The sequence below is a fragment of the Mycobacterium venezuelense genome (assembly GCF_054919535.1).
The window spans coordinates 41618-68574 of the sequence record NZ_JBONDW010000006.1; the positions used below are offsets into that span (position 1 = coordinate 41618).

A 26957-nucleotide genomic window follows, 5' to 3' on the forward strand; every position below is an offset into this window, starting at 1 on the left:
ACGATTACAGTAGCGCGGCGGAACGGGAAAATCGATGAAGTTCACTCTGGAATATCCCAGCGAACTCCCCACGGCGCCTGATGATTTCCTGCAACCTGAAGTTATTCGACTGGTCGCCACTCATGCCGAAGCAGCCGGCTTTGCGGCGGTGGCGCTCAGCGAGCATCCCGCTCCATCGGTCAAATGGCGGCGCAACGGTGGACACAACACCCTCGACCCGATCGCGGCACTGAGCTTCATGGCGGCGGTGACGTCGCACATCCGGCTCATGACCAACCTCTACGTCCTGCCGTTCCGCACTCCGTACCTGTCGGCCAAAGCGCTGGGCAGCTTGGATCAGGTATCCGGCGGGCGGCTCATCGCCGGGGTTGGCGCGGGCTATCTTTCGTCAGAGTTCGCCGCGGTTGGCATCGACATCGACCGCCGCGCCGAATTGCTGGACGAGGCCCTGCGCGCGCTGAGGTCGATCTGGACAGATCCGGATCGCCCCGTTGCCGGCCGGGATTTCGCAGCCGTCGGTCCGGTATGGCTGCAACCGCCGGTGCAGCGACCGCATCCGCCGATCTGGATCGGCGGAAACGGTGCGGCAGCGATACGTCGCGTCGTCGAGTACGGCAACGGCTGGATGCCGCTCATCGTCCCGGCCGGAATGGCGTCGGTAATCCGCACCGCGGCGATCGAGGACGCCGCGCAGTTCGGCAACGGTGTACGGCGGCTGCACCGACGCCTGACCGATGCGGGCCGCGACCCGTCGTCAGTCGACATCCAGGTGGTTTGCCCGCATGTCGACCTCGACGACGACGCATCGCTGCGCCATGCCCGGCAGACACTGGCCGAGCAGGCGGGCCTCGGCGCCACGTGGGCCGTCGTGCACGTCGACGGCACCAGCCCCCAGTCCGCGCTCGATTACATCGAGGCATTCGGCGAGGCGATCGTGTCCGCTTAGGCGTTCTTGAACTTCAACAACGTCCGGGTCAGGTGCAGGCTCGTGATCTGCCATGAGCCGCCTCGTTTTTCATAAGTCTCGTGATAGTGGCCCGCCCCGTGAAGCTCATTGCCGTCGGCGAAGAACAACATGTCCTCCATCGCCCAGATGCCGGTCGCCGTCGTCTCAGAGGTCAGCTCGATCTCTGGCGTATGACAGTGATGCACCGTCGCCGCATGTTCCACACCGCCCCAGACGACCGGAAAGAACTCGTCGAAGCCGTTCAACGGCGGCGCGGTCTGCGGATTGGCCCCGCCGGTGGAGACGGCCATGTCCAGCGTGACGACGACATCCTCGGCGAACAGCGCCCGCCATGCGTCGATGTCCTTGGTGTCCAGGAACCGGCAATAGCGGGCCTTGAGCTGTTTGATCGCCTCGATGTCGTCGGACATGTACGCCTCCTCGCGTTTCTCGCGTCGAACGCTACCCGATGCTTCCGCTTGTGGAAACCTATACTGTAATGTCTTCCGTACCTATTGTGAGAGCAGTGAAACACGGGAGGCAGCTGGCATGAAGGTGCCGTTCACCTGGAAGGTCACCGGCTGGTTCATGATCGGCTGGTCGGCCGAGTATGCGGTCGGTGACGTCAAGGCGCTGAAGTACTTCGGCGAGGACCTGGCCGCCTACCGTGACGAGTCCGGCGAGCTTCATGTGCTCGAGGCGCACTGCAAGCATCTCGGCGCCCACATCGGACACGGTGGCAAGGTGGTCGGTGACTGCGTCGAATGCCCGTTCCACGGGTGGCGGTGGGGACCGGAGGGCAACAACACCTACATTCCCTATCAGCCCGACCGGCCCAACCGCGGCCTGCGGCTGCGGTCATACCCGGTCAAGGAGCAGTACGGCTGCATCTTCATGTGGTACCAGCCCGACGGTAAGCCGCCGCAGTGGGAACTGCCCGACATCTTTCACAAATTCCCGCAGTTCGAGACCGACCCGGATGCCTACTACCGGCCCTATCCCGAGTTCTCCAGCCGTGCCGACGCCATCCCGGTGCACCCGCAGATCGTGGCTGAAAACGGCCCGGACAGTTCACATTTCCGCTACGTGCACGGCGCCACCGTGACGCCGGTGTGCCTGCATTGGGAGCACGTGGACGAGGAGTGGCGGTTCCTCACCGGCTGGCCCGACGCGCGCAGCGACGATCCCGACAAGATGGCACTGCGTATTCACAGCCACTTCTCCGGGCTCGGCTTCGCGATGAGCGCGTTCGAAGGCTCGTCGAATCACCGGCTGATCTTCGCCTGCACCCCGGTCGACGACGAGGTGTCGGACATGTTCTATTCGATCTGGTGGCCCAAGCTGCCCGGTGAGACGTCCGACATCCCACCCGAACAGGTGCGCAAGCAGGTCGAAAAGCAGTTCCTCAAAACCGTGTGGGAGGACTGCGACATCTGGCGTTACCAGAAGTACGTCGAGCATCCGCCGTTGGCGAAGATCGACGCGAAACCCTATATGGCCATGCGCAAGTGGGCCACGCAGTTCTACGAGGTACCGCCGGCCGACGTACCCGCTCACGTATGAAGCCTGACCTGAGAGCGCTCGTCGCACCCGGGCGCACCGCGATCGTCACGCAGGAATGTCAGGGAGCAGTGGTCGGCCCGGACGCCGGACTCGCCGCACTCGCCGACGAGGCGCGACGGGTCGCACTGCCCAACATCGGACGACTCCTGCCGGCAGCCCGCGCGGTATCCGCGCACGTCGTGCATTGTCTGGTCCAGCGACGCCAGGACGGGCTCGGTTCCAACCACAACGCGAAGATCTTCGCCATCGGCCGCTCGGACGTCGGCATCCTGCCCGGCACGCCCGGCGCCATGCTGCTACCCGAATTCGGCCCGGAAGCAACCGATCTCGTGCTGTCGCGGTGGCACGGGCTCGGCCCCATGGGTGGAACCGACCTCGATCCGATCCTGCGCAACCTCGGCGTGACGACGATCGTGGCCGTCGGCGTCTCGGTGAATGTCGCGATCACCAATCTCGTGATGGACGCGGTCAACGCCGGCTACCGCGTGGTGCTTCCCAGAGACGCCGTCGCCGGAATCCCCGCCGGGTATGCCGATGCGGTCATTGACAACACCCTGTCCCTGCTGGCTACCGTCACCACCACAGATGACCTGCTGCAGGCCTGGCAGCGCTGACCCACTCGAGGAGACCACGTGCTGTTCACCGTCCCAGCCGTAGCCGAAGCCGTCGCCGCCGCCATCCCGGACCGCCCGCTCATCGTTCAGGGGGACCGGCGCTACACCTACCGCCAGATCGTCGACCGGTCGAACCGGCTCGCCGCCTACCTGCATTCCCGGGGCCTGGGCGCCCATACCGAGCGCGACGTCCTGGCCGGCCACGAGGTGGGTCAAGATCTGCTCGGCATCTACGCCCACAACGGCCCGGAGTACGTCGAGTCGATGCTCGGTTCGTTTCGCGCCAGGGTTGCCCCGTTCAACGTCAACTATCGCTACGTCAAGAACGAATTGCAGTACCTATTGGCCGATTCAGGTGCCACCGCGCTGGTCTACCATGCGACGTTCGCGCCGCGCGTGGCCGAAATCCTGCCGGAGCTGCCCGCACTCCGGGTGCTCATCCAGATCGCCGACGACTCCGGTAACGACCTGCTGTACGGTGCGGTCGACTACGAGTCCATCGTCGCGCGCGACACTGCTTCTCCCGCTGTTGAGCCTTCACCGGATGATCTCTACGTCCTCTACACCGGCGGCACCACCGGGATGCCCAAGGGCGTGCTGTGGCGCCAGCATGACATCTTCATGACCGCATTCGGTGGCCGCAACATGATGACCGGCGACAAGGCGCAATCGGTCGACGAAATCGCGGACAGGGCAACCGAAAACCCGGGCACCAAGCTGATGATCCTGCCCCCGCTGATCCACGGCGCGGCTCAGTGGGCCGCGATGACCGCGGTGACCACCGGTCAGACGCTCGTGTTCCCCAGTGTCGTCGACCGATTCGACATCGATGACGTCGTGCGCACCATCGAACGCGAACAGGTCCTCGTCGCGACGGTCGTGGGTGATGCGATGGCCCGGCCCCTCGTCGACGCCATCCGCAGTGGGATCGCCGACGTGTCGACGCTCTCGGTCGTCGCCAACGGCGGCGCGCAACTGACGCCCCATGTGAAGCAACAGCTCATCGATGCCAAACCCAACCTGATCGTGGTGGACGGGGTGGGCTCGTCGGAAACGGGTGCGCAGATGAGTCACATGTCGGCACCCGGCGCGGTCTCGACCGGCACGTTCAAACCAGGGCCCGACACCTGTGTCGTCACCGAGGATTTCACCGCGGTGCTCGCGCCCGGCCACGACGGGCTGGGGTGGCTGGCGCAGCGCGGCTACGTACCCCTCGGTTACAAGGGCGATGCTGCGAAGACGGCGGCGACGTTCCCGGTGATCGACGATGTGCGGTATGCGGTGCCCGGCGATCGGGCCCGTCACCTCGACGGCAGCATCGTCGAGTTGCTCGGCCGGGATTCGGTGACGATCAACTCCGGCGGCGAGAAGATCTTCGCTGAGGAGGTGGAGGCGGCCATCGCATCGCATCCCGCGGTGCGGGATGTGGTGGTCGCCGGTCGGCCGAGTGAACGCTGGGGACAGGAAGTGGTCGCGATCGTCGCGTTGGCCGACGATGCCGAGGCCGACAACGCTGTCGACGCCGACGAACTCATCCGGCACGCCGAGAAGTCCATCGCCCGCTACAAGTTGCCGAAGGCCGTGGTGTTCCGTCCGGTGATCGAACGTAGTCCGGCGGGCAAAGCCGACTACCGCTGGGCCCGCGAGCAGGCCGTCAGCGAAACCTCTTGAGACGACTGCCGGTTCGACGGCGGGCGCGGCGCAGCGCGAGGTCGGCGCTGACCCGCATGGAACCGGTGAAAGGCTGGGCGGCGCGTGCGGTGATGCTGAACGGTAGGTCACTGCCCACGACCGTGCGGTAGTGACTGAAGGCGTCGAACCCGGCCTTGCCGTGATAGGCGCCCATTCCGCTGCGGCCCACTCCCCCGAACGGTGCTGACGACGGAATCATGTGGGCGGCAAAATCATTGCGGGCGACGCCACCACTGCGCGTGCGCACGACGAAACGCCGGAAGTCGTCGTCGTCAGGCCCGAACCAGTACGCCACCAACGGCGACGGGCGTGCGTTGATGTAGTCGATCGCATCGGTGAGAGCCGAGTAGCCGCGTACCACCAGAACCGGCCCGAACACTTCCTCCTCCGCGATGCGCATGCGGTCATCGACGTCGCGAATGATGGTCGGTGCGATCTTGCGCGAGACCGGGTCCGGCAGGACCTCGCCGGCGGGGACGACGGAATCGATGCGGGCACCATGTGCACGAGCGTCGGAGATCAGGCCGACGATCCGGTCGAAGTTGGCCTGATTGACCGATGAGCAGTAGTCGCCGTTGTCGACGATGGTCGGGAACATCGAGCTCAGAGTCCGGCGCGCGACGTCGACGAACTGGTCGACACGCGCATCGGGGACGAACACGTAATCCGGGCACACGCACACCTGGCCGCCGTTGACCATCCGGCCCTGGGCGATTCGGCTCGCCGCCCGGCCGATATCGGCGCCGGGCGCCACGACGACCGGATTCTTGCCGCCGAGTTCGAGCGTCACCGGGACGAGGTTGCGGGCCGCTGCTTGCTGCACGAGCGCCCCGATCGCCGGTGAACCGGTGAAGAAGAGGTGGTCGAACGGCAAGCCGGCGAATTCAGCTGCCACGTCTGCCCCGCCGGTGACGACCGCGAGCTCGCGCTCGTCGAAATACCGCGGCGCGACAGCCGCCATCAGGTCAGCGGTGTTCGCGGTGACCTCCGACATCTTGATCATCACGCGGTTGCCTGCCGCGAAGGCCGCGGCCGCGGGCAGCACCGTCAGCTGAACGGGGAAGTTCCACGGCCCGATGATTCCCACCACGCCGAGCGGCGACGGCACCACCTCGGCGCGCATACGCGCCAGCCGGGCCGCGCGCATCAGCTTGGTCGAGCGCATCCATTGCGGCACATTGGATCTGGTGTGTTCGATCACCGAGATCATGCCGAGAATCTCGGCGAAGAAGGCCGCTGAGCGCGACCGCGATCCGTAATCGGTGGCGGTGGCGGTGACGAAGTCCTCGCAGTTGTCCAGAATCATGGCCATCAGGCGGTCGATCCGGTTGCGCCGCAGGGCGACATCCGGTGGCCCCTCTGCGATGAAGGCCTCGCGTTGCGACGCCAGGACGCGCTCAGACCCGCCTGATGGCGAGCCCACCGCGGTACGTTCTTCGATCGCGCTCATCGGTGCCGGCTCCTCCTCGAAGGCTGTATGGCCATCCGGTAAGGCTAACGGTAGCACCGCGCTGCGATTCCGAACACGTTTGTCCGACTCACCGGAATTGTTTACAGTCATCCTTACTGTCGTAACTTCAGTGAGGAACCGCGCATGCCGGAAACCCCGCGCAGGATCGTCGTTGTCGGAGCCGGATCCGGGATCGGCGCAGCCACCGCCGCGCACTTCCACGACCGTGGCGACCACGTGCTCGCAGTGGACCTGCGCCCCAACGACACTCCGGCGTCACAGCACCTCACATGCGACCTACGGGACGCCGGCAGCATTACGGCATTGCTGGACGAGATCGGCGGCGGCTGGGACATGCTTGCGCACGTCGCCGGCGTGCCGGGAACGGCGCCCGCGGGTGACGTGCTGCGGGTCAACTATCTGGGCATGCGACTGATGGCGGAAGGCATACTGCCCCTGTTACGCCGAGGCGGATCCATCGTCGGCGTCGCGTCAACGGCGGCACTCGGCTGGGAACAACGCGTCGACATCCTGACCGGATTGCTCGACCTCACCGACGGCGCGGACGTGGACCGGTGGCAGGCCGGCCAGGACCCCGACTTCCCCGTGTACACGACCTCCAAGCAAGCCGCGATCCTGTTCGCCAAGCGGATCGCGGGCCCGGCATGGAGCAAGTACGGCGTGCGCGTCAACACCGTGAGCCCGGGCCCCGTCGAAACGCCCATCCTGTCCGACTTCGAACAGACCATGGGTAAAGACGTCCTCGACATGGTGCGGTCGACGGTCGGCAGGCACGCCACCGTCGACGACGTGGTCCCGCTCATCGCGTTCCTGGCATCACCGGAATCGCGGTGGATCAATGGCCAGGACATCCAGGTGGACGCCGGCTTCATCACGGCCATGACGAGTGGTGTCCCGATAACGCTCTGACGACTCGATTTTCTTACTGTAATATTTACAGTAATATGTTTGGCACAGTTGATCGGTTGCGAGTTGCGGGGTGAGCGTGGAAAGCCAGGTGCAGGACAGCCGGAAAGAGTCCGCCGGCGAACCCGCGGACAACCTGCTGCGTGATCCATATCCGATCTTCGCGCGGCATCGTGCCGAGCATGGGGTGTTTCGCGGGTCGGTGATGGACTGGTCCAAGACTCCGGAATCGCTGCTGCCCGAGCACCAGTACGCCGCAGTCTCGTTCGACGCAGTCAACACGGTGTTCCGTGACGGTAAAGCCTTCAACTCGAAGATCTATGACAGCACGATCGGCCTCTTCATCGGGCCGAGCATTCTCGCGATGGAAGGTAAGACCCATCGCGATCACCGCAATCTCGTTTCGGCGGCGTTCAAGGCACGGTCGTTGCAGCGCTGGGAACCGGAGATCGTGCGGCCGATCTGTGAAGCACTCGTCGACGAGTTCGTCGAGGCGGGTAGCGCCGACCTCGTCCGTGACTACACCTTCGAGTTCCCCACCCGGGTGATCTCCAAGTTACTGGGCCTACCCGAGGACGATCTGCCATGGTTCCGCCAACGTGCGGTCGAATTGATCAGCTATACGGTCAAATACAAACGCGCGTTTGAGGCGTCGGCGGCGTTGAAGGACTACTTCCTCACCCAGATCGAGCTACGGCGGTCCAACCCTACCGACGACATCATCGGTGATCTCGTCACGGCCGAGATCGACGGCGAGAAGTTGACCGACGAAGCCATCTATTCGTTTCTGAGGCTGCTTCTTCCCGCGGGGCTGGAAACCACGTATCGGTCGTCGGGCAACCTGCTCTACCTGCTGCTCACCCATCCCGAACAGTTCGCCGCCGTACAAAACGATCATGAACTCATCGGTCAGGCGATCGAGGAAGGGCTGCGGTACGAGACCCCATTGACCACCGTGCAGCGCTCGGCCAACCAGGACACCGTACTGGAGGGTGTCGAGCTTCCGGCGGGTGCGGTCATCGACGTCTGCATCGGATCGGCCAACCGCGACGATAAGCGCTGGGACCGTCCGGAGGAATTCGACATCTTCCGTAAACGCGTCCCCCACATCACCTTTGCGGCCGGCGAACACACCTGTATGGGCCTGCACCTGGCGCGGATGGAGACTCGGGTCGCGATGGAAAGCCTGCTCAACCGGGTCACCGACATTGAACTCGTCACCGACGACGACCCGCACATCTTCGGCCAACCGTTCCGGTCCCCTACCGCGATACCGGTCACGTTCGAACCGATCGCCTGAGGCGCCTTGACATGGCCACAGCAGCGACAAATGGCGGACGTCCGCGAAGGGAGCGCGGTTCGATCAGCGTCGACGAAATCCTGCGTGGCGCATTCGACATGGCTCGTGAAGTGTCGGTCGACAATCTCAGCATGCCGCAACTCGCCAAACACCTCGACGTGGGCGTCACCAGCATCTACTGGTACTTCCGCCGTAAGGACGACCTGCTCGATGCGATGACCGAGCACGCTCTGGACGAGTACGACTTCAGCGTGCTGTCCATCGACGCCGGCGTGTGGCGAGAGTCTCTACGTGCACACGCGCATCGGATGCGGGAGACGTTCCAGCGCAACCCGATCCTGTGCGACCTCATCCTGATCCGCGGCACCGGAAGCACTCCTGCCGCTCGTCACGCGCTGGAGAAGATCGAGCAGCCCGTGGCCGCGCTGGTGCAGGCCGGTCTGACGGCGCATCAGGCCCTCGAGACCTATACCGCGATCTCGGTTCTCGTGCGTAGCTCAGCGGTCCTGCACCGGCTCGCGACCAAGACGACGAAAACCCAACTACCCCGGGAATACTGGGAGCAGGTCCTCGATCCCGATTCCATGCCGCTGATTTCGTCGATTCCCGGCCACGGTTATCGGATCGGCATGGCCGACGACACGAATTTCGACCATATCCTCGACAGCATCCTCGATCGCGCCCATGCGCTGACCGCATCTCCCGACCCTTGAGCGCTTCCGCCGAATGTGCGGGCCCATGCGCATTACGCGGCGGTTCGCGTATGAAACCGCACGATCGACGTCAGACCTGCCTGCGCGGCCGCCGCCACCCTATGGTCTTGGTCTCGGTGTACTGCGTGAAGCCCTCGATGCCGCACTGCCGTCCCACACCGCTGTTCTTGTAGCCGCCGAACGGCGCGTCGGCCCCGTAGTACATCCCGCCGTTGACACCGATGGCTCCGGTGCGGATCCGTCGGGCGATGCCCATTGCGCGTTCGGGCGACGCCGAGAGCACAGCGCCCGCGAGACCGAAGGCGCTGTCATTGGCGAGCCGCACCGCTTCGTCGTCATCATCGAACGGAATCATGACGAGCACCGGACCGAACACCTCGTCTTGTGCGATCGCCGAGCGCGGATCGGCACCGACGATCACCGTGGGCGCCACGAAGTGCCCGTCGGCGAGATACGGTGGCAGATCGGCGAACGCCCCTCCCCCGACGACGATCTCGGCGCCGTCGCGACGAGCATGATCACACGCGTCCAATACGCGCTGTTTCTGCGCAGCGCTGATCACCGGACCGACCAACGTGGCCGGCAATGCGGGGTCACCGACCGGAACTCCGCCGAACGCCATCGTCACGTTGGCGACGGCCTCATCGAAAAGCGATCGGTGCACGAGCATGCGAGTGTTGGCCGCGCACGCCTGGCCGGCGTGCACGCAGGCGCCGATCGCGCCCGGGATGATGTGCGCCGGTTTGGCGTCGTCGAGCACGATCATCGCCGACTTGCCGCCCAGCTCAAGGAAAGTCCGCTTCATGGTGTCAGCGCCCACCCGCATGAGGTGCTTGCCGACCGCCGTCGAACCCGTGAACGACACCATGTCCACCCGGGCATCAGTCCCAAGCAATCCGGCGACCTCGTTGGACGGCGTTGGCACCACGTTGACGACCCCGGGCGGCATGTCGGTGCGCTCGGCGATGAGCCGCCCGATCCTGGTCGCATTCCACGGCGTGTTCGGATCCGGTTTCAGCACAACGGTATTGCCTGCCGCCAGCGCCGGACCGAGCTTGTTGAGGATGACTTCGATCGGAAAATTGGAGGGCGTGATAGCAGCGACCACACCGACCGGTTCCTTGACGACGGTGCGGGCGTTGCGCTCGCCGAAGAGGCCTCCGCCGTCGAGGGTGCGTTCCCACTCGAACTCGTCGATCAGCCGGGCCGGATAGCGCAGCGCGTCTGCCAGCGGCCAGTCGAGCTGCGCGTTCTGCGTGGTCATCACCGGGCATCCCACCTCGGCGATCAATTCCTCACGGAGGTCTTCCTTTTCGTCCTCCAACGCGTCCTGCAGCTGAAGCAGCGCTCGCTGCCGAAGCCTGCGATTGGTCGACCAGTCCGACTCATCGAATGCACGACGGGCCGCCGCAATCGCCATGTTCATGTCCTCAGGACCCGCTGCCGCCGTCCGGCCGAGCACCAGACCTGTTGCAGGGCTGATGTTGTCGAACTCATCACCCGACGAGGAGGCCGTCAATACGCCGTCGATCAGCATCCGGCTCTCGGCCCGGCCTGCCGCACGAACCCCGATTTCCACGCTCGTGACTGCGGCCACGGCTTCACTCACGACTACCTCCAAGCGCACTTCGCAACCGTAACCATTACGGTATCAGGAACGGGCGGGCTCCACCTGCACCGGTACCCCGGTCAGCCAGGACATTCCGGCCAGCGCTTCGACATCGGCCGGATCGCTGGACATCAGCTTGTTGACGTTGGCCCCGCCGGCCCGGTTGGCGATGTGCCAGCCGCCGCTCCCCTTGTGCCCCCATCCGTGCGGTATCGCCACCGTTCCCGGCACGATGTCGGTGGTGAGCGAAACCGCCACGGCAATCTTGCCGTACGGCGACCGCACACATATCTCGTCGCCGTCCGACAGCTGCCGTGCGGCAGCGTCGTCGGCATGCATGAGGGCGTGCTGAGTCCGCTTGCCGCGCATCAGCAGCGGTGAGTTGTGCAACCACGAGTTCTCCGAGCGCGGCTCACGCATGCCGATCATCCGCAACGGGTAACCGGGCGGCTGACTCCGGGTGGCGAGAGCCGAGATCTCGGTGGCGATGTCCTCATGCGCGAGTCGAACCCGCCCCTTCGGGTACACCACCACGTTTCGCAGTACTCCGGTACGGATCTCGGGGGCGACCACCACGCCGTGCGGGTGACGGTCGATCAGCCGGCGAAACGTCAAGCCTCCGCGGCGCAGACCAAACCGGTCTCCACCATCAGACAGCCGGATCATCAGGTCGATCGCCGGGCGCGGACTGAGTCGCTTGCCCCGGCGGGCAGCGACTTTGGCGGCCGATCGCAGCGCCGCGAAAACCGGTGTGCGGATGGCGGTTCGGCCGATCAGATCGGCGATGATGTCCCATTCGGTGCGCGCCTGACCGGGTGGCGCGATGACCGCGTCCGTCGCCTGCCGGAACGGGGTCGCCTGGAACATCTGGAACGTCACCGCGAAGTCGTCGCGTTCGTACATCGAGGTAACCGGCAGCACGTAGTCGCAGAGCGCGGTCGTCTCGTTGACGTAGAGGTCCAAGCCCACCGACAGGTCGAGTTCGGCGAACGCCGCTTCGAGTTCGTCGCCGTTGGGCACCGACAGCACGGGGTTGCCCGCGCCGATGAACATCGCCTTGATCTGCCGCAGCCCCGGCGTGGAGATCTCCTTGGCCATCAGCGCCGCGGGCTCGGCACCGATGACCGAGCGGAAGCCGCCGACGCGCGTGCGCTTTCGCCGGTAGCTCCGCCGTAGCGAGGCACCCATCGCCATCGATCCCCACTTTTGCCCGGGCATTCCGAGGGTGCTGAAGACACTGCCGCCGGGGACGTCGAGATTGCCCGCGACGAGGTTGACCGCATCGATCAGGTAGGTGGTGAGGGTGCCGCTTCGGCCGACGCAGGTGCCGAGCCGCCCGTAGACGGCCGCGCGTTCGGTGCGGGCGAGGTCGCGAGCCAATGACCGCACGGCCACAGACGCGATGCCGGTGTGGCGACTCGTGGCCTCCGGACTGAACGGTGCGCACCGCTCCTGCAACCAGGCCAGCCCATCGGCCTGGGCGCGGGCGCGCCGATCGACGAGACCCTCGGCGAAGAGCACGTGCAGCAGCGACAGCAACAGGTAGGCATCCGCGTCCGGGACGATGCCGAGCCATTCGAATTGGGCGGCCGTCTCGCTGCGACGCGGATCGACGACGACGACGCGTCCGCCGCGCTTCACGATGTCGTGCATTCGGTCCTTGATACGGGGCGCCGTCAGGAAACTGCCGTGCGACACCACGGGATTCGCTCCGAGCATGACCAACAAGTCGGTGCGCATCAGATCGGGTATCGGCACCGGGAACGGCGCTCCGTACAGGAACTGGTTGGCCAACAGCCGGCTGCTGGTGTCCTGGGTCGACGAGCTGAAGAAGTGACTGTCGCCGCCGATCCCCTTCGCGAACGCCATCGCCGCGAACAGATGCGAGTAGCTGAATGCCGCGGGGTTTCCCATATACCAGGCCACGGCGCCGGAGCCGTGCTTTCGGTGGATTTGGGTGAGCCTGGCCGCGATGTCGTCGAGCGCCGCATCCCAGGAAACGGGAACGAATCCGGTGTCGGTTCGCCGTAGCGGTGTGGTGACGCGGTCTGGATCGTTGACCACCTCGGCGAACGCAATGCCTTTCTGACATGCGAAACCCGCCGACAACGGATGGTCCTTGTCCGGCCGCAGCGCGGTCAACCGACCGTCCTCGACGGTGGCGATCATGCCGCACAACGGCTCACAGATTCGGCAGAACGTGGCTTTGCGCTCAGCCTTGCCCTCGATCACCGGGACTAGGTTACTGTAAGAGTTACAGTTGCTTTACCATTTTCGTTGAACAGGGAGGATTCGGACGAATGCAGAAGGCTTTGGCGCCGGAGATCTCCACCTGGCCCGAGGAGAACCCCCGGCTCATCATCACCTTCGCCTTCACACCCGAAGGGGCCGACCGATGACCAACGACGTCGCGATCATCGGAGTCGGCATCCACCCCTTCGGCCGATTCGAGGGTAAGTCGGCCATGCAGATGGGCGTCGACGCGATTTTCGCCGCGGTCGCCGATGCCGGGGTGGAATGGAAGGACATCGGCGCCGCCGCCGGCGGCAGCTGGACCGTGGCCAATCCGGACGCCATCGTCGGCATGGTCGGCCTATCGGGAATCCCGTTCACGAATGTGTTCAACGCGTGCGCCACGGCGGCCAGCGCCACCAAGGTATGCGCGGACGGTATTCGCCTGGGCGACTACGACATCGGCATCGCCGTCGGACTGGACAAGCACCCGCGCGGCGCCTTCACCGAGGATCCCGCATTGGTGGGCATGCCCAGCTGGTACGCCGAGAACGGCCAGTATCTCACCACCCAGTTCTTCGGAATGAAGGCCAATCGCTATCTGCACGATCACAACATCTCCCAGCGCACCTTGGCCAGGGTCGCGGCCAAGAACTTCCGCAACGGAGCACTGAACCCGAACGCCTTCCGGCGTAAGCCGATCAGCGAGGACGACATCCTCAACTCGACCATGCTCAACTACCCGCTGACGCAATACATGTTCTGCGCACCCGACGAAGGCGCCGCCGCGGTGGTGATGTGCCGCGCCGACATCGCGCACCGCTACACCGACAAACCGGTGTATCTGAAAGCAGTGGAGGTCCGCACCCGCCGCTACGGCGCCTACGAGGTCAACACCACGTGCGCGCCCGTCGAAGAGGATGCCGCGCCGACGGTGTACGCCGCGCGCGCCGCGTTCGAAAAGGCCGGTGTCGCACCGGAAGACGTCGATGTGGTGCAGTTACAAGACACCGATGCCGGTGCGGAGATCATCCACATGGCCGAGTGTGGCTTCTGCGCCGACGGCGATCAGGAGAAGCTGCTGGCCGACGGTGCCACCGAGATCGGCGGCTCGCTTCCGGTCAACACCGACGGCGGGCTCATCGCCAACGGCGAACCGATCGGCGCGTCCGGTCTGCGCCAGATCCACGAACTCGTGCGCCAGCTGCGCGGCGAAGCCGGCGACCGCCAGGTGCCCGGTGAACCGAAGGTCGGCTTCGCGCAACTCTACGGCGCGCCCGGCACCGCCGGCGCGACTGTCCTGACACTGTGACTGTGCTCGCCGAGCAGACGCATATGTACCCGACACGCCGAGCTTTCGGGGACATTCGCGTCTGCTCGCCTGAGAAAAGGAACCTCACACCATGACCGAACAGTTCAGAGACGCACCGATATTCGATGCCGACCAGCACATGTATGAGACGGTCGATGCGCTGACGAAGTTCCTTCCCGAGCGCTACCGGCGCGCCGTCCAGTACGCCCAGATCGGCCGCCAGACCCGAGTGGTGATCAACAACCGGGTCACGGACTTCATCCCCAACCCGACGTTCGAACGGGTCGCGGCGCCAGGCGCGCACGAGAAGTTCTTCGCCGGTGAGAACACCGAAGGACTCACATTGCGGGAGATGCAGGGCAAGGCCATCGAGGCGCCCGCGGCCACCCGCAACCCCGAGGACCGCATCGCCGAACTAGACCGGCAAGGCGTCGTCGAGGCGTTGAACTACCCGACCCTGGGCAGCCTCGTCGAACACTCCAGCGCCGACGACCCACAGCTGACTCTCGCGATCATCCACGCGCTCAACGAATGGATCCTCGAGCACTGGACCTACAACTTCGACAACCGGGTGTTCTCCACGCCGATCATCAACCTGTCCGAAGTCGACGCCGCGCAACGCGAATTGGAGTACATCCTGGCCAACGGCGCCAGGGTCGCGTTGATCAAGCCGGGCCCGGTCAACGGTCTGCACGGCTGGCGCTCCCCCGCCCTGCCCGAGTTCGACCCGTTCTGGCGCGACGTCGAAGCCGCCGGATTGCCGATCGTGTTACATGCCAGCTTCCCGCCGCTCGACGACTACGTCGGCAAGTGGGAGCCGCCCTACACGCAGAACTTCATGACCCAGAGCGCCTTTCGCTGGATGGTGCTGGGCCACCGCGAGATCGCCGACATGATCACCGCACTGATCTGCCACGGCACGCTGACCCGATTCCCCAAACTTCGCATCGCCAGTGTCGAGAACGGCAGCAGCTGGATCTTCCCGCTGTTCCAGGATTTCGCCGACCTCTACAAGAAGATGCCGCAGAACTTCCCCGAACACCCACATGACGTGTTCCGGCGCAACATCTGGGTCAGCCCGTTCTGGGAGGGCTGCGTGTCCGATGTGGTCGAGACGGTCGGGTGGGACCGCGTGCTCTTCGGCTCGGACTACCCGCACCCCGAGGGACTGGCCGAGCCTAAGGGATTCTGGAAGTACGCCGAAGGCATGGACCTGCGACGCACCTATGACTTCATGGGCGACAACGCTCGACGGTTCATGGGCCTGCCGATCGCCAACCCGGACCCCGAGGCCACCAGGCCGCCCGCGCTTGCCGGCACTTAGTCCGGCAACGGCGGAAGCGGTTGAGCGTCGGCCGGGTTGAGCGCGTCGAGCATGAGGCTCAGATAGCGACGCCGCAGCGCCGGGGGCTGCTCGAGGGCGACCGACGCCGCGGTCACCATCGCGACGAAGGTCGGCACATCTTCGACGGTGAGATCAGTGCGTAGCTCGCCCACCTCCTGGCCTCGCCTGACCACCGCCGCGAGGAGTTCACGCTTCCTGCCGAACAGCCGGGATGTCAAAGCGGTCAGGTGATCCAGCGACGGCAGCAACGGACGCTGTGCATACATGAGCTCGGCCATGCGCTCTATGACATCGATGAACGCCTCGCGCGGCGCGTCACTGTCGACCAATTCGAGGACCACCGGCTCGATCTCGGTCGCGAATACGTCTTCATACACCGCTGCTGCGAGCGCCTGCCGGTTGGGGAAATGGCGGTACAGCGTCGCGTTACCCACTCCGGCCCGAGCCGCCACCTGAGTAAGGGTGGCGGCCGCCCCGTCCGTGGCGAAGATTTCGCGTGCGGCGGCGATGATTCGACTTTCGTTCGCGTATGCGTCTGAGCGGCGACGATCGGTACGTGCGGTCATTTCTCCAGTTCAATGGACGTGGCGTAGGTCATGTCGGTACGCCGGTGGTGGGCTTGGCAACAAATGATAGCTGACTCCCATATTGGGAGCCTACTCTCACTTATATGTCGACCTTTCTATACCGCCTGGGACGCTTCGCGTTCGGCCGCCCGTGGCTCGTCATCGGCAGCTGGTTGGCGCTGATCGGGGTCGTGGCCGGGTTCCTGGTGCTCAACCCACCAAAGATCTCGAACGAGATGCGCATCAACGGCACACCAGCACAAGAGGTGATCGACGACCTCGCGCAGCGCATGCCGGAATCGTCCGGTGGTCAGGGCCTGATCGCGTTCGCAGCCCCTGAGGGCCAGCGCATGGACGACGGCGACAACCGCGCGGCACTGCTGCGTGCGGTCGACGCGGTGTCGCATACCGACCACGTACTCGATCCGGCCAAGCTGGCACAGGCCGAGCTGGCCAAGGGCCCGGCGAGCCCGACGTTGGCCGCGTCGGCGGCCATCGCCAAGACACAGACCGCCGCGCCTGCAGCCGCAGACGCTCCCCGGCCGTTGGTCATGAACGGACAGCCGGTACCCGGTGTCCTGATATCCGCCGACGGTGCGGCCGCGCTGTATCAGTTCCAATTCGACAAGCAGACAGCCGAATTGCCCACCGGCACGGTCGAGCACACCGTGGACGCCGCACGTGACGCGGTGGCGCACACCGACATCGACGTGCTGCCCTCGGCAAGCATGGTCGAAATGCCCGAACTCGTCGGCGCCGGCGAGGTCATCGGCTTGGCGGTCGCCGCACTCGTGCTGATCATCACGCTCGGCTCGCTCGTGGCCGCAGGCCTGCCGCTGGCCACCGCGCTCAGCTCGGTTGCCGTCGGTGTCGGCGCAACGTTCCTGTTCTCGCATCTGGTCAACATGCAGTCGATGACCGCAGTTCTCGCGTTGATGCTGGGCCTCGCCGTCGGCATCGACTATGCGATGTTCATCGTCAACCGGCAGCGTCGCCTGATCCTCGACAAGGGACTGAGTGCCGCCGAGGCAGCTGGCCGTGCAATTGGCACGGCGGGGAGCGCCGTGGTTTTCGCGGGCACGACGGTCGTCATCGCGCTCGTCGCGCTGACCGTGGTCGGGATTTCCCTGCTGACGCCGATGGCTCTTGCCGCGGCAGGCACCGTGGTCGTCGCGGTCATCGCGTCGCTGACGCTGCTGCCCGCGCTGCTTGGACTCGTCGGTGAGCGGATCTGCTCCGAGAAGGCCCGCAACAGCCAATCCGGACAAGACAATTCGAATCACCGCTTCGCGACGGCTTGGGTCGGCGCCGTGCTGCGCCACCGCGTGCCGGTCGCGATCGGCGGTGTCGTCGTCGCTGCGCTGCTGGCATTGCCCGCGCTCAACATGTCGCTGGGGCTGCCCGCGGGCTCCAGCTACAACGAGGGCACGCCACAGCGCGCGAGCTACGATCTGGTCGCCACCCACTACGGCGACGGATACAACGGCCCGCTGATCGTCGTCGCCGAGCCGGGCGCCGGCAACACCAAGCTGTCGACCGCTGACCTGGTGAACACCAACAGCGATTTGCAGCGTCTGCCCGGCGTCGAATCGGTGAGCCTGCAAAAGGTCAGCGACGACGAGGAATTCGCGTTGTTCTCCGTGGTCCCCGCCGACGGCCCCACCGACGACGCGACCGCACAACTGGTCCGCGACATCCGTGCGCACGCCGGTCCCCTGGCCGAACTACGCAACGTCGACCTCGGGGTCACGGGCATCACCGCGATGGGCGTCGACACTACGGACCGTCTCGCCGAAGCCGTTCCGCTGTACATCGGTGTCGTCGTCGGACTGTCACTGCTGGTCCTGCTGGTGGTGTTCCGCTCGATCGCGGTGCCGGTGAAGGCCACCCTCGGATTCCTGCTGAGTGTGCTCGCCACGTTCGGCGCCACGACCGCGCTGTTCCAATGGGGCTGGTTCCAGGAGCTGTTCGGCCTCAGCGCCACCGGACCGATCCTCAGCCTGCTGCCGATCATCGTGGTCGGCGTGCTGTACGGCCTCGCAATGGATTACGAGGTGTTCCTGGTGTCGTCGATGAAGGAAGCGCACGTACACGGGCACCGCGGCGACACCGCCGTCACCCACGGGTTCGCGCAGGCCAGCCGCGTCGTCGTCGCAGCGGCTGTCATCATGATGTCGGTGTTCGCCGGGTTCGTGTTCAACGCCGATCCGATGATCAAGCAGATCGGCTTCGCGCTGGCCTTCGGTGTCCTGATCGATGCCTTCGTGGTGCGGATGACGGTGGTGCCCGCCGTGATGTCGATGCTCGGCGACCGCGCTTGGTGGCTGCCCAAGCGCCTCGAGCAGGTGCTGCCCGATCTCGACATCGAAGGCGACCAGCTCAACCGGCAGCTGTCGGCAGGCGAGCCATCGCGCCTGGTCCACCGCTGAGCAGTCCCCCGCAAGCGGGAGGTGCCCCCAGCGTGGGTACCCGGGAACGCGCGTTCTCGGGTATCCGCGTGTCTGCTCGCCACAAGGTGAGTAAATCTCCGGTTCAGTCTCTACAGCCGTCCGGCCTCGACACCGTGCATGAAGCCGGCGACGAGATCGGCACATTCCCGGGGATGGGTTTCCAACAGCTGATGGCCGCTCTCGAATACATGGATTTCCAGCGAATCGAGCACCTCGTTGTAGGCCATGATCTCGTTGAGGTCAAAGAACGGGTCGTGGCGGCCCCACAGGAGAAGGCATGGCGGTTGGTGATCGCGGTGGTAGGACCTGATGGTCGGAAACCGAGCGATGTGTGACCCGTAGTCGGAGAAGATCTGGAACTGAATGTCGGTGATGCCCGGCCGCGACAGGCGCTCCCAGTCGAGGTGCCAGCCCTCCGGGGGATAGAGACATGCCACGCGCTCCGGCTGATTGCCGACGTACTGGTATCGGGTTGTCTCGAAATTCATCCATTCGGTGAGCTTCGCCCGGTTCGCCTCGGTGCGATCGGCGAAGTATGCCTTCGGCGCGTTCCAATCCGGCCCGAGCCCCTCGTCGTGGGTATTGCCGTTCTGCACGATAAGGCCCCGGATCCGGTCCGGCCGGCGCGTGGCGAGGTGGTAGCCGACGGGCGTCCCGAAATCGGTGACGAACAGGAAGAAACTCTCGACGTCCAGCGCATCGAGGAAGGCGTCGATCGTGTCGGCGAGGTTCTCGAAGGTGTAGTCGAATGCGTCGCAGGAGGGCGCGGAGGAGAATCCGGAACCGGGCAGATCCGGCGCAACGACATAGGCGGCTTCTGCCAACGGCTCGATGAGGTTGCGATAGGCGTAAGACGAGTTCGGATAGCCGTGCAGCAGGAGGATCGTCGGCATCGTCGGGTCTCCGGCATGCCGGTGGAAGATGTCCAAGCCGTGGACGTCGACCGTCTCGTGACGGGTCTTGTGGCGTGAGCTGTGCATTTCCTCTTCTCCTTGTCGGACATGGCGGCGGTACCGCCTACCGGATAAGCTCCTTATAGCGGTTACCGCTCGCTGTAACTGCTAAACATGCGAAGTGGGGTTACAGTCGTGTCGGACGTAGAGACGAAATGGGTGCCCGAGCATTTCATCGGTGGCCATCCCGCCCTCGACCTCGCGAACGCCGTTTTCGACCGGCGGGCGCCCGAAGCTGACAACGAGTTGTTGAAAACCACCCGCGACATCGGAAACTGGTTCAAAGCCTCAGGGATTGCCAGCGCGCGCGAGGCCGCGGCAGTCACCCGAATAGCAGACGAATCATTCGTGGAGCGGATCCACGCGGTACGGGAGGCATCAGCCGAGATCTTCGGGGCGATCGCGGCGGATACGACGCCCGCGGCGGACGCGTTGGCAGTACTTTTCACGTCCGCCACACGCGGACTTGCCCTAAATGCGGTCAAACTGGACTGCACGAGACCCCGGCTGGCACTTACCCGCTGGCGAGACCCCGACGCCGTCGCGGCCGTCCTGGCGATGCTCGCGATCGAAGGCTTCTACACCCTGCCGCGCGAAAGGCTGCGTTCCTGCCCTCGCTGTGAGTGGCTGTTCCTCGACACGTCACGCGGCGGCAAGCGCCGTTGGTGCAGCATGCAGATCTGCGGAAACCGCGAGAAAGTCTCACGCCACAGGGAGCACGCCTAGAGAACTCATGGCCGCGGGCCGAGGCGCGACGTCGAGCCATCCGCTCACTCGTCACCATGACAACCCCAGACCACCGACCGTCAAGCCGTGGCACAGGTCGCACGTCACCGCCGACCGTGGGTTGGGTAACAAATGCATGGTGTATGGGTTTTCCGACGCCTACCGTGTCGTACGGAACCTGCAGATGCGAGCCATCGTCACCCCGATACTCGGAATTTGCTGAAGCCCGTCTGAAATTCCACATACCGCTCGGGGCAAAAGCTAAACAGCACCTTGGGCGCTGACAGACGAAGCGTCTTGCCGGCGAGTCTTCAGCCGAAACACATGGCTTCGCAGATATTTTCACCATGCTGACGCGCCGCGCCATCGCGCACGTGCCAGAAATCCGCATGAAGGAAAGCTGAATAATCAACGGAGCCGCGCATTTGACGCGACTTTGCCTTATGTTCCCTTTGTCATATATCGACATTGGGGGGAACATCCACATGGCCATACAACCGTATCTATCCGCTGGAGCGGCGTTGGCTGCGGCCGGCGTTCTTGTTGCGGTACCGGCGATTACGCCACCGTTGTCGGCGCGGGACCAACAGGTCGTCTCGCAGACGAGCACCAGATTGTCGACAACCGATGTCACCCTCACCGCGTCGAACCAGCCGCTCGTAGTAGATCCGGCGAGCCTGCTGCAAGGATTGACGCTCGTCAATCAGATCGACGCGGGCACGACAGCGCTGCCGCAAGTGATTCCGGCGCAAGACCAGCCCGCCGCGGCCGACAACACTGCGCTTGTCGTCGACGATCCGGTGGACTTCATCGGCGGCCTGCTGCAGGCGTACATCACCGGCGGATCCCCCAAAGCGGTGGCCTACGTGGCTCTTGCCGTCAGCGACGAGGTGTTCGGCGAAGATTCCCTGCCGTCGGTGCTGCTTGACACCTACGTCACGCATGGGGTGCCCGGCATCGCGGGGCTTGTCCTGGTGGCGGCCAGCGATGCGATTTTCGGACCGGACTCGGTGCCGTCGCAGGTGATCGAGGACGCGTTCACCGGCGGCATCAACCAGGTGATCGGCAACGCGCTACTCGGTGTGAGCGATCAGGTGTTCGGCGAAGATTCGATCCCGTCCGGGCTCACACAGGCGTACTTCATCGGTTACCCAGAGGATGACGAGGACGCGCCGACGGGCGTCGCCGGCGTCACCCGTTACGTCATCGACTCGCTGATCGATGCGATCACGCAATCGGCCAGTACACCGACGGTGTCGACGACAGGCGCCATCTCGCTGCAGCCCTCGACTTCATCGATCTCATCGGGCGAGACCCCGAGCATTCAAGGGGCGTTCAAGGCAGTGGCCGAAAAGGTCTCGTCCGCCGTCGACGAGACGGCGGACGAGGTGAGCGCCGGCGCGAATACTCGATCCGACGAGGCCGCTAAATCACGCACTGTGGCCGAGAAGGTCGGCAGCACCGTGGCCACGACGGTTGAGAAGGTCACCGAGAAGGTCCAGAACACCGTCGAATCGTTGACGCCCGGCACCCAGACAGGTGAGGAAATCACACCCGAGAAGACAGACAAGCCCATCAAGGATGCGGCCACGCCGGCAAGCGACAAGGACACCGAGCCGAGAGGCAAAGCGAAAGACGCCACGTCTGACCGACAGTCCGCCGCGGACGGACAGACCGGAAAGACTGTGAAGAAGGCCGAGGACAAGCCCGACGCCAGGCCGAAGTCCGACAAGCCCGGATCCAAGACTAGTGAGGCAGGCTCTGGCGGGTCGAATACCGACTCCAAAGACAGTGACTGAAAACCGCTGAGCAGACGCGTAGGTACCGGGAACGCACGTTCCCGGTACCTATGTGTGTGGTCGCGCTAGGAAGCCTTCGCCTTCGGCGGCGAATAGTTGGGCCTGCCGAGCCCGAGCACGTACTGCCCGATCATGTTTCGGAACACCTCGAGCGTGCCGCCGTAGATGCCGACCAGCGGCGCGAATCGGTACACGTACTCGCTGCGATCGTCGGCTCCCCCGTCGGCCCCGATCGGCAGTGCGGATATCGATCCGGCGATGTCCATGAGATCGGGCGCGATATCGCGCATGGTCTGAGCGATCGCGACGCGCCCGAAGATGCTCGGACTGGACAGCGCCACCTCCATGCGGGCGTGACTACGCCCCAGCCGATAGGCCACGGAAGCGTCGTCAATCCCACGGTGGCCGTTCGCATCTGGCTTTGCCAGCAACGCGGCGACGTTGTCGGCGGCCTCGGCCATGAAGCCGGCTTGGTGCATCATGATCGACACGTCGGCAAGTCCGTCGACAGCCGCGGCCACGGCGCCGTGCTCGGCGTCGAGTGGCTCACGGACCACCGCCCAGCCACCGTTGACCTCGCCCAGCCGATACTTGTCGTCGATGCGCACATCGCTGTAGTAGACGATGTTGGTGCGGTCGCCGTCGACGGTCCGGATGCCCTGGATCTCGATGCCCGGCGAGTCGAGCGGAACCAGAAACATGGTCAGGCTCTTGTGTTTCGGCGCTTCAGGATCGGTGTTGGTGATCAGGAAGACGTACTGGCAGTTGTGTGCGCCTGTGGTGAACATCTTGGAGCCGTTGATGATCCAAGCATCGCCATCGCGCACCGCCCGGGTCTTGCACGTTGCGACGTCCGAACCGCCCTCGGGTTCCGTGTAGCCCAAGCAGAGCCGGACGGTGCCGTCGAACACCCGAGGCATGACCTCGTCCTTGAGTTCGGGTGATCCGAATTTGGCAACCGAGCGGGCCACCATCGACGTGGTACCCCATGTCACCCAGGGCACTTCGGCGCGACGCTTCTCCAGCTCCCAGATCCGGCGACGCACCCGGGTGAACCCGCCGTCGGCCTCGGCCTTCCATTCCTTCTCCAGATAGCCGGCTGCGCCGAGCGCCAGATGCACGACCTCATCGAAGTTGTCGCCGGTTTCCCGGTCACGCCGGATGACGTCCTCGGTGACCTGGGCAGCCAGAAAGCTCCGCACCTCGTCGCGAAACGCAGCGTCCTCCGCGGAGAGCTCAACCCGTGAAAAATCCATGTCTAGTCCTTGCTTTCGCGTGCGGCGACGATTCCGGCGATGTGAACGGCCGTGGCGGCGGGATCTCCGCCCGCAAGTGCCCAGCCTCTCGCCCGGACGAGGTAGGCGGTCGCCGCGGCTTCCGCCGACACACCGAGCCCGCCCTGGATGTGGACAGCCATGGTGGCGGCTTTCGAGGCCTCCTCGGCCATGAACACGAACGCCGACGGCGCGAGTTCGGGACGCTCGTCGGGTTCGTTGTCGAGGAACCACGCTGCGCGACGCGAAAGCCCGCGCCCACCTTCGACTGTGATCGCCATGTTCGCCAGCGGATGCGATATCGCCTGCAGCGTGGAGATCGGAACACCCAACGTGTAGCGGGTTTTGGCGAACTCGGCGGCGATCGTCATGGTCTCCTCGACGAGCCCCACCAATGCCGCAGCGGTGAGCAGTCGCCATTCATCCAGGGCTCGCTGGTAGGCCGCGAGCGCGTCCGATCCGCTTGCGACGACGGTGCGGCTGTCCGCGACGGCCGGGTCTACCCATGCCATCGGCAGTTTGCCGATGTTGTCCACCTTGGCCGGACGGGTGTCGAAGCTCAGCTTCACCACGTCGTTGCCGTCCCGGACGACGATCTGGTCAGCGATGGACCCGGCCGGTATCAGCCGGGTTCCGGACGGCGCAACCTGCTGCGGATCGAATGCCACGAGTTGTGTTCCGTTGAGGATGTCTTCGGACTCCAGCGCGCCGAGCGCTGCGAGCAAACGGGCCGCCACGATGTGGTCGATCCACGGCACGGGCGCCAAGGAGCGACCGATCTCCTCGGCAACCAAGGTCAGGTCGACGAGCGTCGCGCCGTCCCCGCCGACGGATTCCGGCAGCGCCATCGTCGTGGCGCCCATGGCACACAACCGCTCCCACAAGCTCTTGTCGAATCCGCCCGGTTCCGCGGCCCGAACCGTGTCGATCGAGCAGTGGGTCTTGAAAAACAGTTTGTACGCGGTCTGCAGATCGAGGTGGTCCTCGCTCAGGCTGTAATCCAGCCTGCGCAACTCGAAACGATCCATCAGATCTCCTTCTCCTCGCCGAAGAAGAACTCCGCGGCGTTGTTGTAGAGGTAGTTGTCGAGGACTTCCGGCGGTAGGTCGAGTGCCAACGCCTCCGGCACCACGCGCTGCATCCGCAGCACCGGGAAGTCCGACGCGAAAATGATCTTGGTCTGCCCGCGCGTGCGCATGAAGTGCAACAGGCTCTCCGGCAACCGTTTCGGCGACCAAGCCGACGTCATGAGCCGCAGGTTCTGATACTTGATCAACATCCGGATCGCGATGTCCCACCAGGGATCGGCCCCGTGGATCATGCACAACTTGAGTTCGGGGAACCGCACGCACACCCGGTCCAAGTGGATCGGGTTCTGCACCTCACCAGGAATCGGCGGGCCCGGAATCCCGGTGTTCACGCACAGCGGCAACTCGAGCTCGGCACATTTCGTGTACAGCGGGTAATACACCGCGTCGCTCGGCGGATACTGCCCGTCGGCCCAGAAGCTGGGCCCCACAACGGCATAGGCGACAGGCAGGTCATTAGCTGCCGCAGCAAGTTCGCGAAGCGACGGCATCGGTCGCAGCAGGTTCACCCCGCCCATCGCAAGGGCGAACCGGTCCGGGTGGGCCTCGACAAACTTGCGTGCCGTCACCGACGGTTTGGTCAGCGAATCCATCAGGATCGCCTTGCGCACACCGTGGGTGTCCATCTCATCGAGGAGTTCCGACAAGTCGATCGGGTCGTACATCGACTTCGGACCCTTGAAGTAGTCGTCGCGCACCTTTTTCATGAACGTCGGCTGATTCTGCGTCTCGCCGAAGTGCACATTCGCCAGACAGTCGATCACTTTGGGGGTCATGCCCGAACCTTCCCATCGTCGCGTGCCGCCTGGGCCTTGGCCCAGCGGTAGTCGGCCTTGCCGTTGCCGAGCCGGCGAACCTGATCGACGAACTGCACTTCCTTGGGGGATTTGAACCGCGCCAACCGCGACGAGCAGTGTTCCCGAAGTGCCTCCCCCGAGACCGCGGAACCGTCGCGCAACGCGACCAGCGCCACGATCTCCTCGCCCCACCGCTCGCTGGCCCGGCCGACCACGAGCGCATCGGCGACATCCGGATGCGCACGCAGAGCCTCTTCGACCTCTTCGACGAACACCTTCTCGCCACCGGTGTTGATCACCAGCGAGTCACGGCCGTACAACCGCAGGGTGCCGTCGGCATCCAACGCTGCCCGGTCACCGGAGATGACCACGCGCTGCCCTTCAACCTCGGGAAAGGTCTTCGCGGTCGCGTCCGGATCGTTGAAATACCCCAAGGGGATTCGGCCATTGCGCGCGACCCATCCCACCATGGTCTCACCCGGCTGGAGAAATCGGGAGTAGTCCTCGGCCAATACCAGCCCCCCGGCCCGCAGCTGGAATGTCTCGGCGTGCGTGCCACGCTGGCTGTGCCCGAATCCCATGTTGCCGGTCTCGGAAGAACCGAATCCGTTGATCAGGGTGATCTGCGGGATGTGGTCGAGCAGTGCGCGCTGGTGTTTGAGGTTGGTGGCCGCGCCACCGGTGCCGATGGCGAACATCGAAGACAGGTCGTAGGACCGCCTGCCAAGTTCTTCCACGATCGGCGCCGCGTACGCATCGCCGACCATGGTCATGAGCCCGACCTTTTCGCGCTCGGCGGTTTCCAGCACCGCGCGCGGGTCGAATTTTGGCTTGGTGTCGTGCAATACGACGGTCTGGCCGGAGAGCAGTCCGGAGAACGCCGTCCACATGCCCGCGGCATGCATCAACGGTGACACGGCGAACCACGGCGGCCCGGCATTGGCGACCTTGTCGTGGATTTCCGACACCGCTACGTGATCGGCGCCGTTCATCGACGACACGTAGATGTCGGCCTGGCGCCAAATAACGCCTTTGGGTCGCCCGGTGGTTCCGCCGGTACAGATCATCAGCAGATCATCCGGCGACGTGTGCGGTGTGCAGTCCGAATTGGAATGGGCCAACGCATCTTCCAACGCAATCGCGCCGGGAAGGTCGGGGCCCGGGCCGTCGTCCACGGCGATGAGCAACTGCGCGCCAGGTGATGGCAGCACGTCGGCGAACTTCGCGCCCAACGACCGGTGATAGATCACCGCGCGCGGCTGGAGGTAGGCGAGCAGTTCGGCTACCTCGCGCGGCGAGTAGTAGTAGTTGACGTTCACCGGCACGGTGCGCGCTTTCAGGCAGCCGATGACCATGTCGGGGTACTGATCGTTGTGCATGATGACTGCGACGCGATCCTGCCCGCACTCCCAGCGATCGAGCTCGCCGCGTTCGCGGTGCGCACCCAGGCCGTGTCCGGACAGGAAGTTGGCCAGCCGCCGCGTCCGGTCCGCGCCCTGCGCGAATGTCGTGCGGCGAGCACCGCACACCGTCATCTCCCGGTCGGGCACCGCATCGGCGATGGCGTCGACGACGGCACCGATCGTCCATTCGGCCATGGT

Annotated in this window: 22 protein-coding genes; 12 read left to right on the plus strand and 10 right to left on the minus strand. The window is 64.8% G+C overall.

Annotated elements, in window-relative coordinates; translation table 11 throughout:
* Positions 1–34 precede the first annotated feature (34 nt).
* On the plus strand, positions 35–946 hold the full coding sequence (locus ACRCUN_RS11380; protein WP_462141747.1) for a TIGR03619 family F420-dependent LLM class oxidoreductase: 912 nt from the start codon (positions 35–37) through the stop codon (positions 944–946).
* Here ACRCUN_RS11380 and ACRCUN_RS11385 read toward each other — a convergent pair.
* Complete coding sequence (locus ACRCUN_RS11385) at positions 943–1377, minus strand: nuclear transport factor 2 family protein (RefSeq protein WP_462141748.1); 435 nt, start codon at positions 1375–1377, stop codon at positions 943–945. The genes ACRCUN_RS11380 and ACRCUN_RS11385 overlap by 4 nt on opposite strands.
* 118 nt (positions 1378–1495) lie before the next feature.
* Between ACRCUN_RS11385 and ACRCUN_RS11390 the strand changes: the two genes are divergently transcribed.
* From ACRCUN_RS11390 to ACRCUN_RS11400, 3 genes are read left to right on the plus strand one after another with little or no spacing between them, the layout of a single operon-like run.
* A complete protein-coding gene (locus ACRCUN_RS11390; protein ID WP_462141749.1) occupies positions 1496–2509 on the plus strand; it encodes an aromatic ring-hydroxylating oxygenase subunit alpha in 1014 nt (337 codons plus the stop codon).
* Positions 2506–3123: a cysteine hydrolase family protein gene (locus tag ACRCUN_RS11395; RefSeq protein WP_462141750.1), complete on the plus strand. Its 618-nt coding sequence runs from the start codon at positions 2506–2508 to the stop codon at positions 3121–3123. The genes ACRCUN_RS11390 and ACRCUN_RS11395 overlap by 4 nt, the downstream gene beginning before the upstream one ends.
* An 18-nt stretch (positions 3124–3141) precedes the next feature.
* Positions 3142–4794, plus strand: coding sequence for a medium-chain acyl-CoA ligase Mig (locus tag ACRCUN_RS11400; protein WP_462141751.1), 1653 nt, complete (start codon positions 3142–3144; stop codon positions 4792–4794).
* On the opposite strand, the gene ACRCUN_RS11405 is transcribed toward ACRCUN_RS11400, so the two are convergent.
* Positions 4778–6265, minus strand: coding sequence for an aldehyde dehydrogenase family protein (locus tag ACRCUN_RS11405; protein WP_462141752.1), 1488 nt, complete (start codon positions 6263–6265; stop codon positions 4778–4780). The genes ACRCUN_RS11400 and ACRCUN_RS11405 overlap by 17 nt on opposite strands.
* Before the next feature lie 144 nt (positions 6266–6409).
* On the opposite strand from ACRCUN_RS11405, the gene ACRCUN_RS11410 reads away from it, so the two are divergent.
* The 3 genes from ACRCUN_RS11410 (at position 6410) to ACRCUN_RS11420 (ending at position 9205) form a co-directional block, all read left to right on the plus strand.
* Complete coding sequence (locus tag ACRCUN_RS11410) at positions 6410–7195, plus strand: SDR family oxidoreductase (protein ID WP_462141753.1); 786 nt, start codon at positions 6410–6412, stop codon at positions 7193–7195.
* A 76-nt stretch (positions 7196–7271) separates the two neighbouring features.
* Positions 7272–8492, plus strand: coding sequence for a cytochrome P450 (locus ACRCUN_RS11415; protein ID WP_462141754.1), 1221 nt, complete (start codon positions 7272–7274; stop codon positions 8490–8492).
* A gap of 11 nt (positions 8493–8503) precedes the next feature.
* Positions 8504–9205 carry a TetR/AcrR family transcriptional regulator gene (locus tag ACRCUN_RS11420; protein ID WP_462141755.1) on the plus strand — a complete coding sequence of 234 codons (702 nt, stop codon included), beginning with the start codon at positions 8504–8506 and terminating at the stop codon, positions 9203–9205.
* 70 nt (positions 9206–9275) lie between these two features.
* Here ACRCUN_RS11420 and ACRCUN_RS11425 read toward each other — a convergent pair whose 3' ends face one another.
* Both ACRCUN_RS11425 and ACRCUN_RS11430 read right to left on the minus strand, forming a co-directional pair.
* Positions 9276–10814, minus strand: a complete 1539-nt coding sequence (locus tag ACRCUN_RS11425; protein ID WP_462141756.1) for an aldehyde dehydrogenase family protein — start codon at positions 10812–10814, stop codon at positions 9276–9278.
* Positions 10815–10856: 42 nt separating this feature from the next.
* Positions 10857–13046, minus strand: a complete 2190-nt coding sequence (locus tag ACRCUN_RS11430; RefSeq protein WP_462141757.1) for a molybdopterin-containing oxidoreductase family protein — start codon at positions 13044–13046, stop codon at positions 10857–10859.
* 163 nt (positions 13047–13209) lie between these two features.
* Between ACRCUN_RS11430 and ACRCUN_RS11435 the strand changes: the two genes are divergently transcribed.
* A complete protein-coding gene (locus ACRCUN_RS11435; RefSeq protein WP_462141758.1) occupies positions 13210–14358 on the plus strand; it encodes a thiolase family protein in 1149 nt (382 codons plus the stop codon).
* A 91-nt stretch (positions 14359–14449) separates the two neighbouring features.
* A complete protein-coding gene (locus ACRCUN_RS11440; protein ID WP_462141759.1) occupies positions 14450–15682 on the plus strand; it encodes an amidohydrolase family protein in 1233 nt (410 codons plus the stop codon).
* Here the strand turns inward: ACRCUN_RS11440 and ACRCUN_RS11445 are convergent.
* Positions 15679–16269: a TetR/AcrR family transcriptional regulator gene (locus ACRCUN_RS11445; RefSeq protein ID WP_462141760.1), complete on the minus strand. Its 591-nt coding sequence runs from the start codon at positions 16267–16269 to the stop codon at positions 15679–15681. The genes ACRCUN_RS11440 and ACRCUN_RS11445 overlap by 4 nt on opposite strands.
* Before the next feature lie 104 nt (positions 16270–16373).
* Here ACRCUN_RS11445 and ACRCUN_RS11450 point away from each other — a divergent pair, with 104 nt between their 5' ends.
* Complete coding sequence (locus tag ACRCUN_RS11450) at positions 16374–18698, plus strand: MMPL family transporter (RefSeq protein WP_462141761.1); 2325 nt, start codon at positions 16374–16376, stop codon at positions 18696–18698.
* A 110-nt stretch (positions 18699–18808) separates the two neighbouring features.
* Here the strand turns inward: ACRCUN_RS11450 and ACRCUN_RS11455 are convergent, their stop codons facing one another.
* Positions 18809–19699: an alpha/beta fold hydrolase gene (locus tag ACRCUN_RS11455; RefSeq protein WP_462141762.1), complete on the minus strand. Its 891-nt coding sequence runs from the start codon at positions 19697–19699 to the stop codon at positions 18809–18811.
* Between the two features lie 108 nt (positions 19700–19807).
* Here ACRCUN_RS11455 and ACRCUN_RS11460 point away from each other — a divergent pair, with 108 nt between their 5' ends.
* Both ACRCUN_RS11460 and ACRCUN_RS11465 read left to right on the plus strand, forming a co-directional pair.
* The gene (locus ACRCUN_RS11460; RefSeq protein ID WP_462141763.1) at positions 19808–20398 is read left to right on the plus strand and encodes a CGNR zinc finger domain-containing protein; all 591 of its coding nucleotides are present in this window, start codon (positions 19808–19810) and stop codon (positions 20396–20398) included.
* Positions 20399–20883: 485 nt separating this feature from the next.
* Positions 20884–22197, plus strand: coding sequence for a hypothetical protein (locus tag ACRCUN_RS11465; protein WP_462141764.1), 1314 nt, complete (start codon positions 20884–20886; stop codon positions 22195–22197).
* Between the two features lie 65 nt (positions 22198–22262).
* Here the strand turns inward: ACRCUN_RS11465 and ACRCUN_RS11470 are convergent, their stop codons facing one another.
* Genes ACRCUN_RS11470 through ACRCUN_RS11485 form a run of 4 tightly spaced genes read right to left on the minus strand, consistent with a single transcriptional unit; the run spans position 22263 to position 26954 of the window.
* The gene (locus ACRCUN_RS11470) at positions 22263–23453 is read right to left on the minus strand and encodes an acyl-CoA dehydrogenase family protein (RefSeq protein WP_462141765.1); all 1191 of its coding nucleotides are present in this window, start codon (positions 23451–23453) and stop codon (positions 22263–22265) included.
* A 2-nt stretch (positions 23454–23455) separates the two neighbouring features.
* Positions 23456–24499 carry an acyl-CoA dehydrogenase family protein gene (locus ACRCUN_RS11475; RefSeq protein WP_462141766.1) on the minus strand — a complete coding sequence of 348 codons (1044 nt, stop codon included), beginning with the start codon at positions 24497–24499 and terminating at the stop codon, positions 23456–23458.
* Positions 24499–25335, minus strand: coding sequence for an amidohydrolase family protein (locus tag ACRCUN_RS11480; RefSeq protein ID WP_462141767.1), 837 nt, complete (start codon positions 25333–25335; stop codon positions 24499–24501). Before ACRCUN_RS11480 ends, ACRCUN_RS11475 begins: the two co-directional genes overlap by 1 nt.
* Entirely contained in the window at positions 25332–26954 is a 1623-nt protein-coding gene (locus tag ACRCUN_RS11485; protein WP_462141768.1) for an acyl-CoA synthetase, read from the minus strand. The genes ACRCUN_RS11480 and ACRCUN_RS11485 overlap by 4 nt, the downstream gene beginning before the upstream one ends.
* Between the last annotated feature and the right edge of the window lie 3 nt (positions 26955–26957).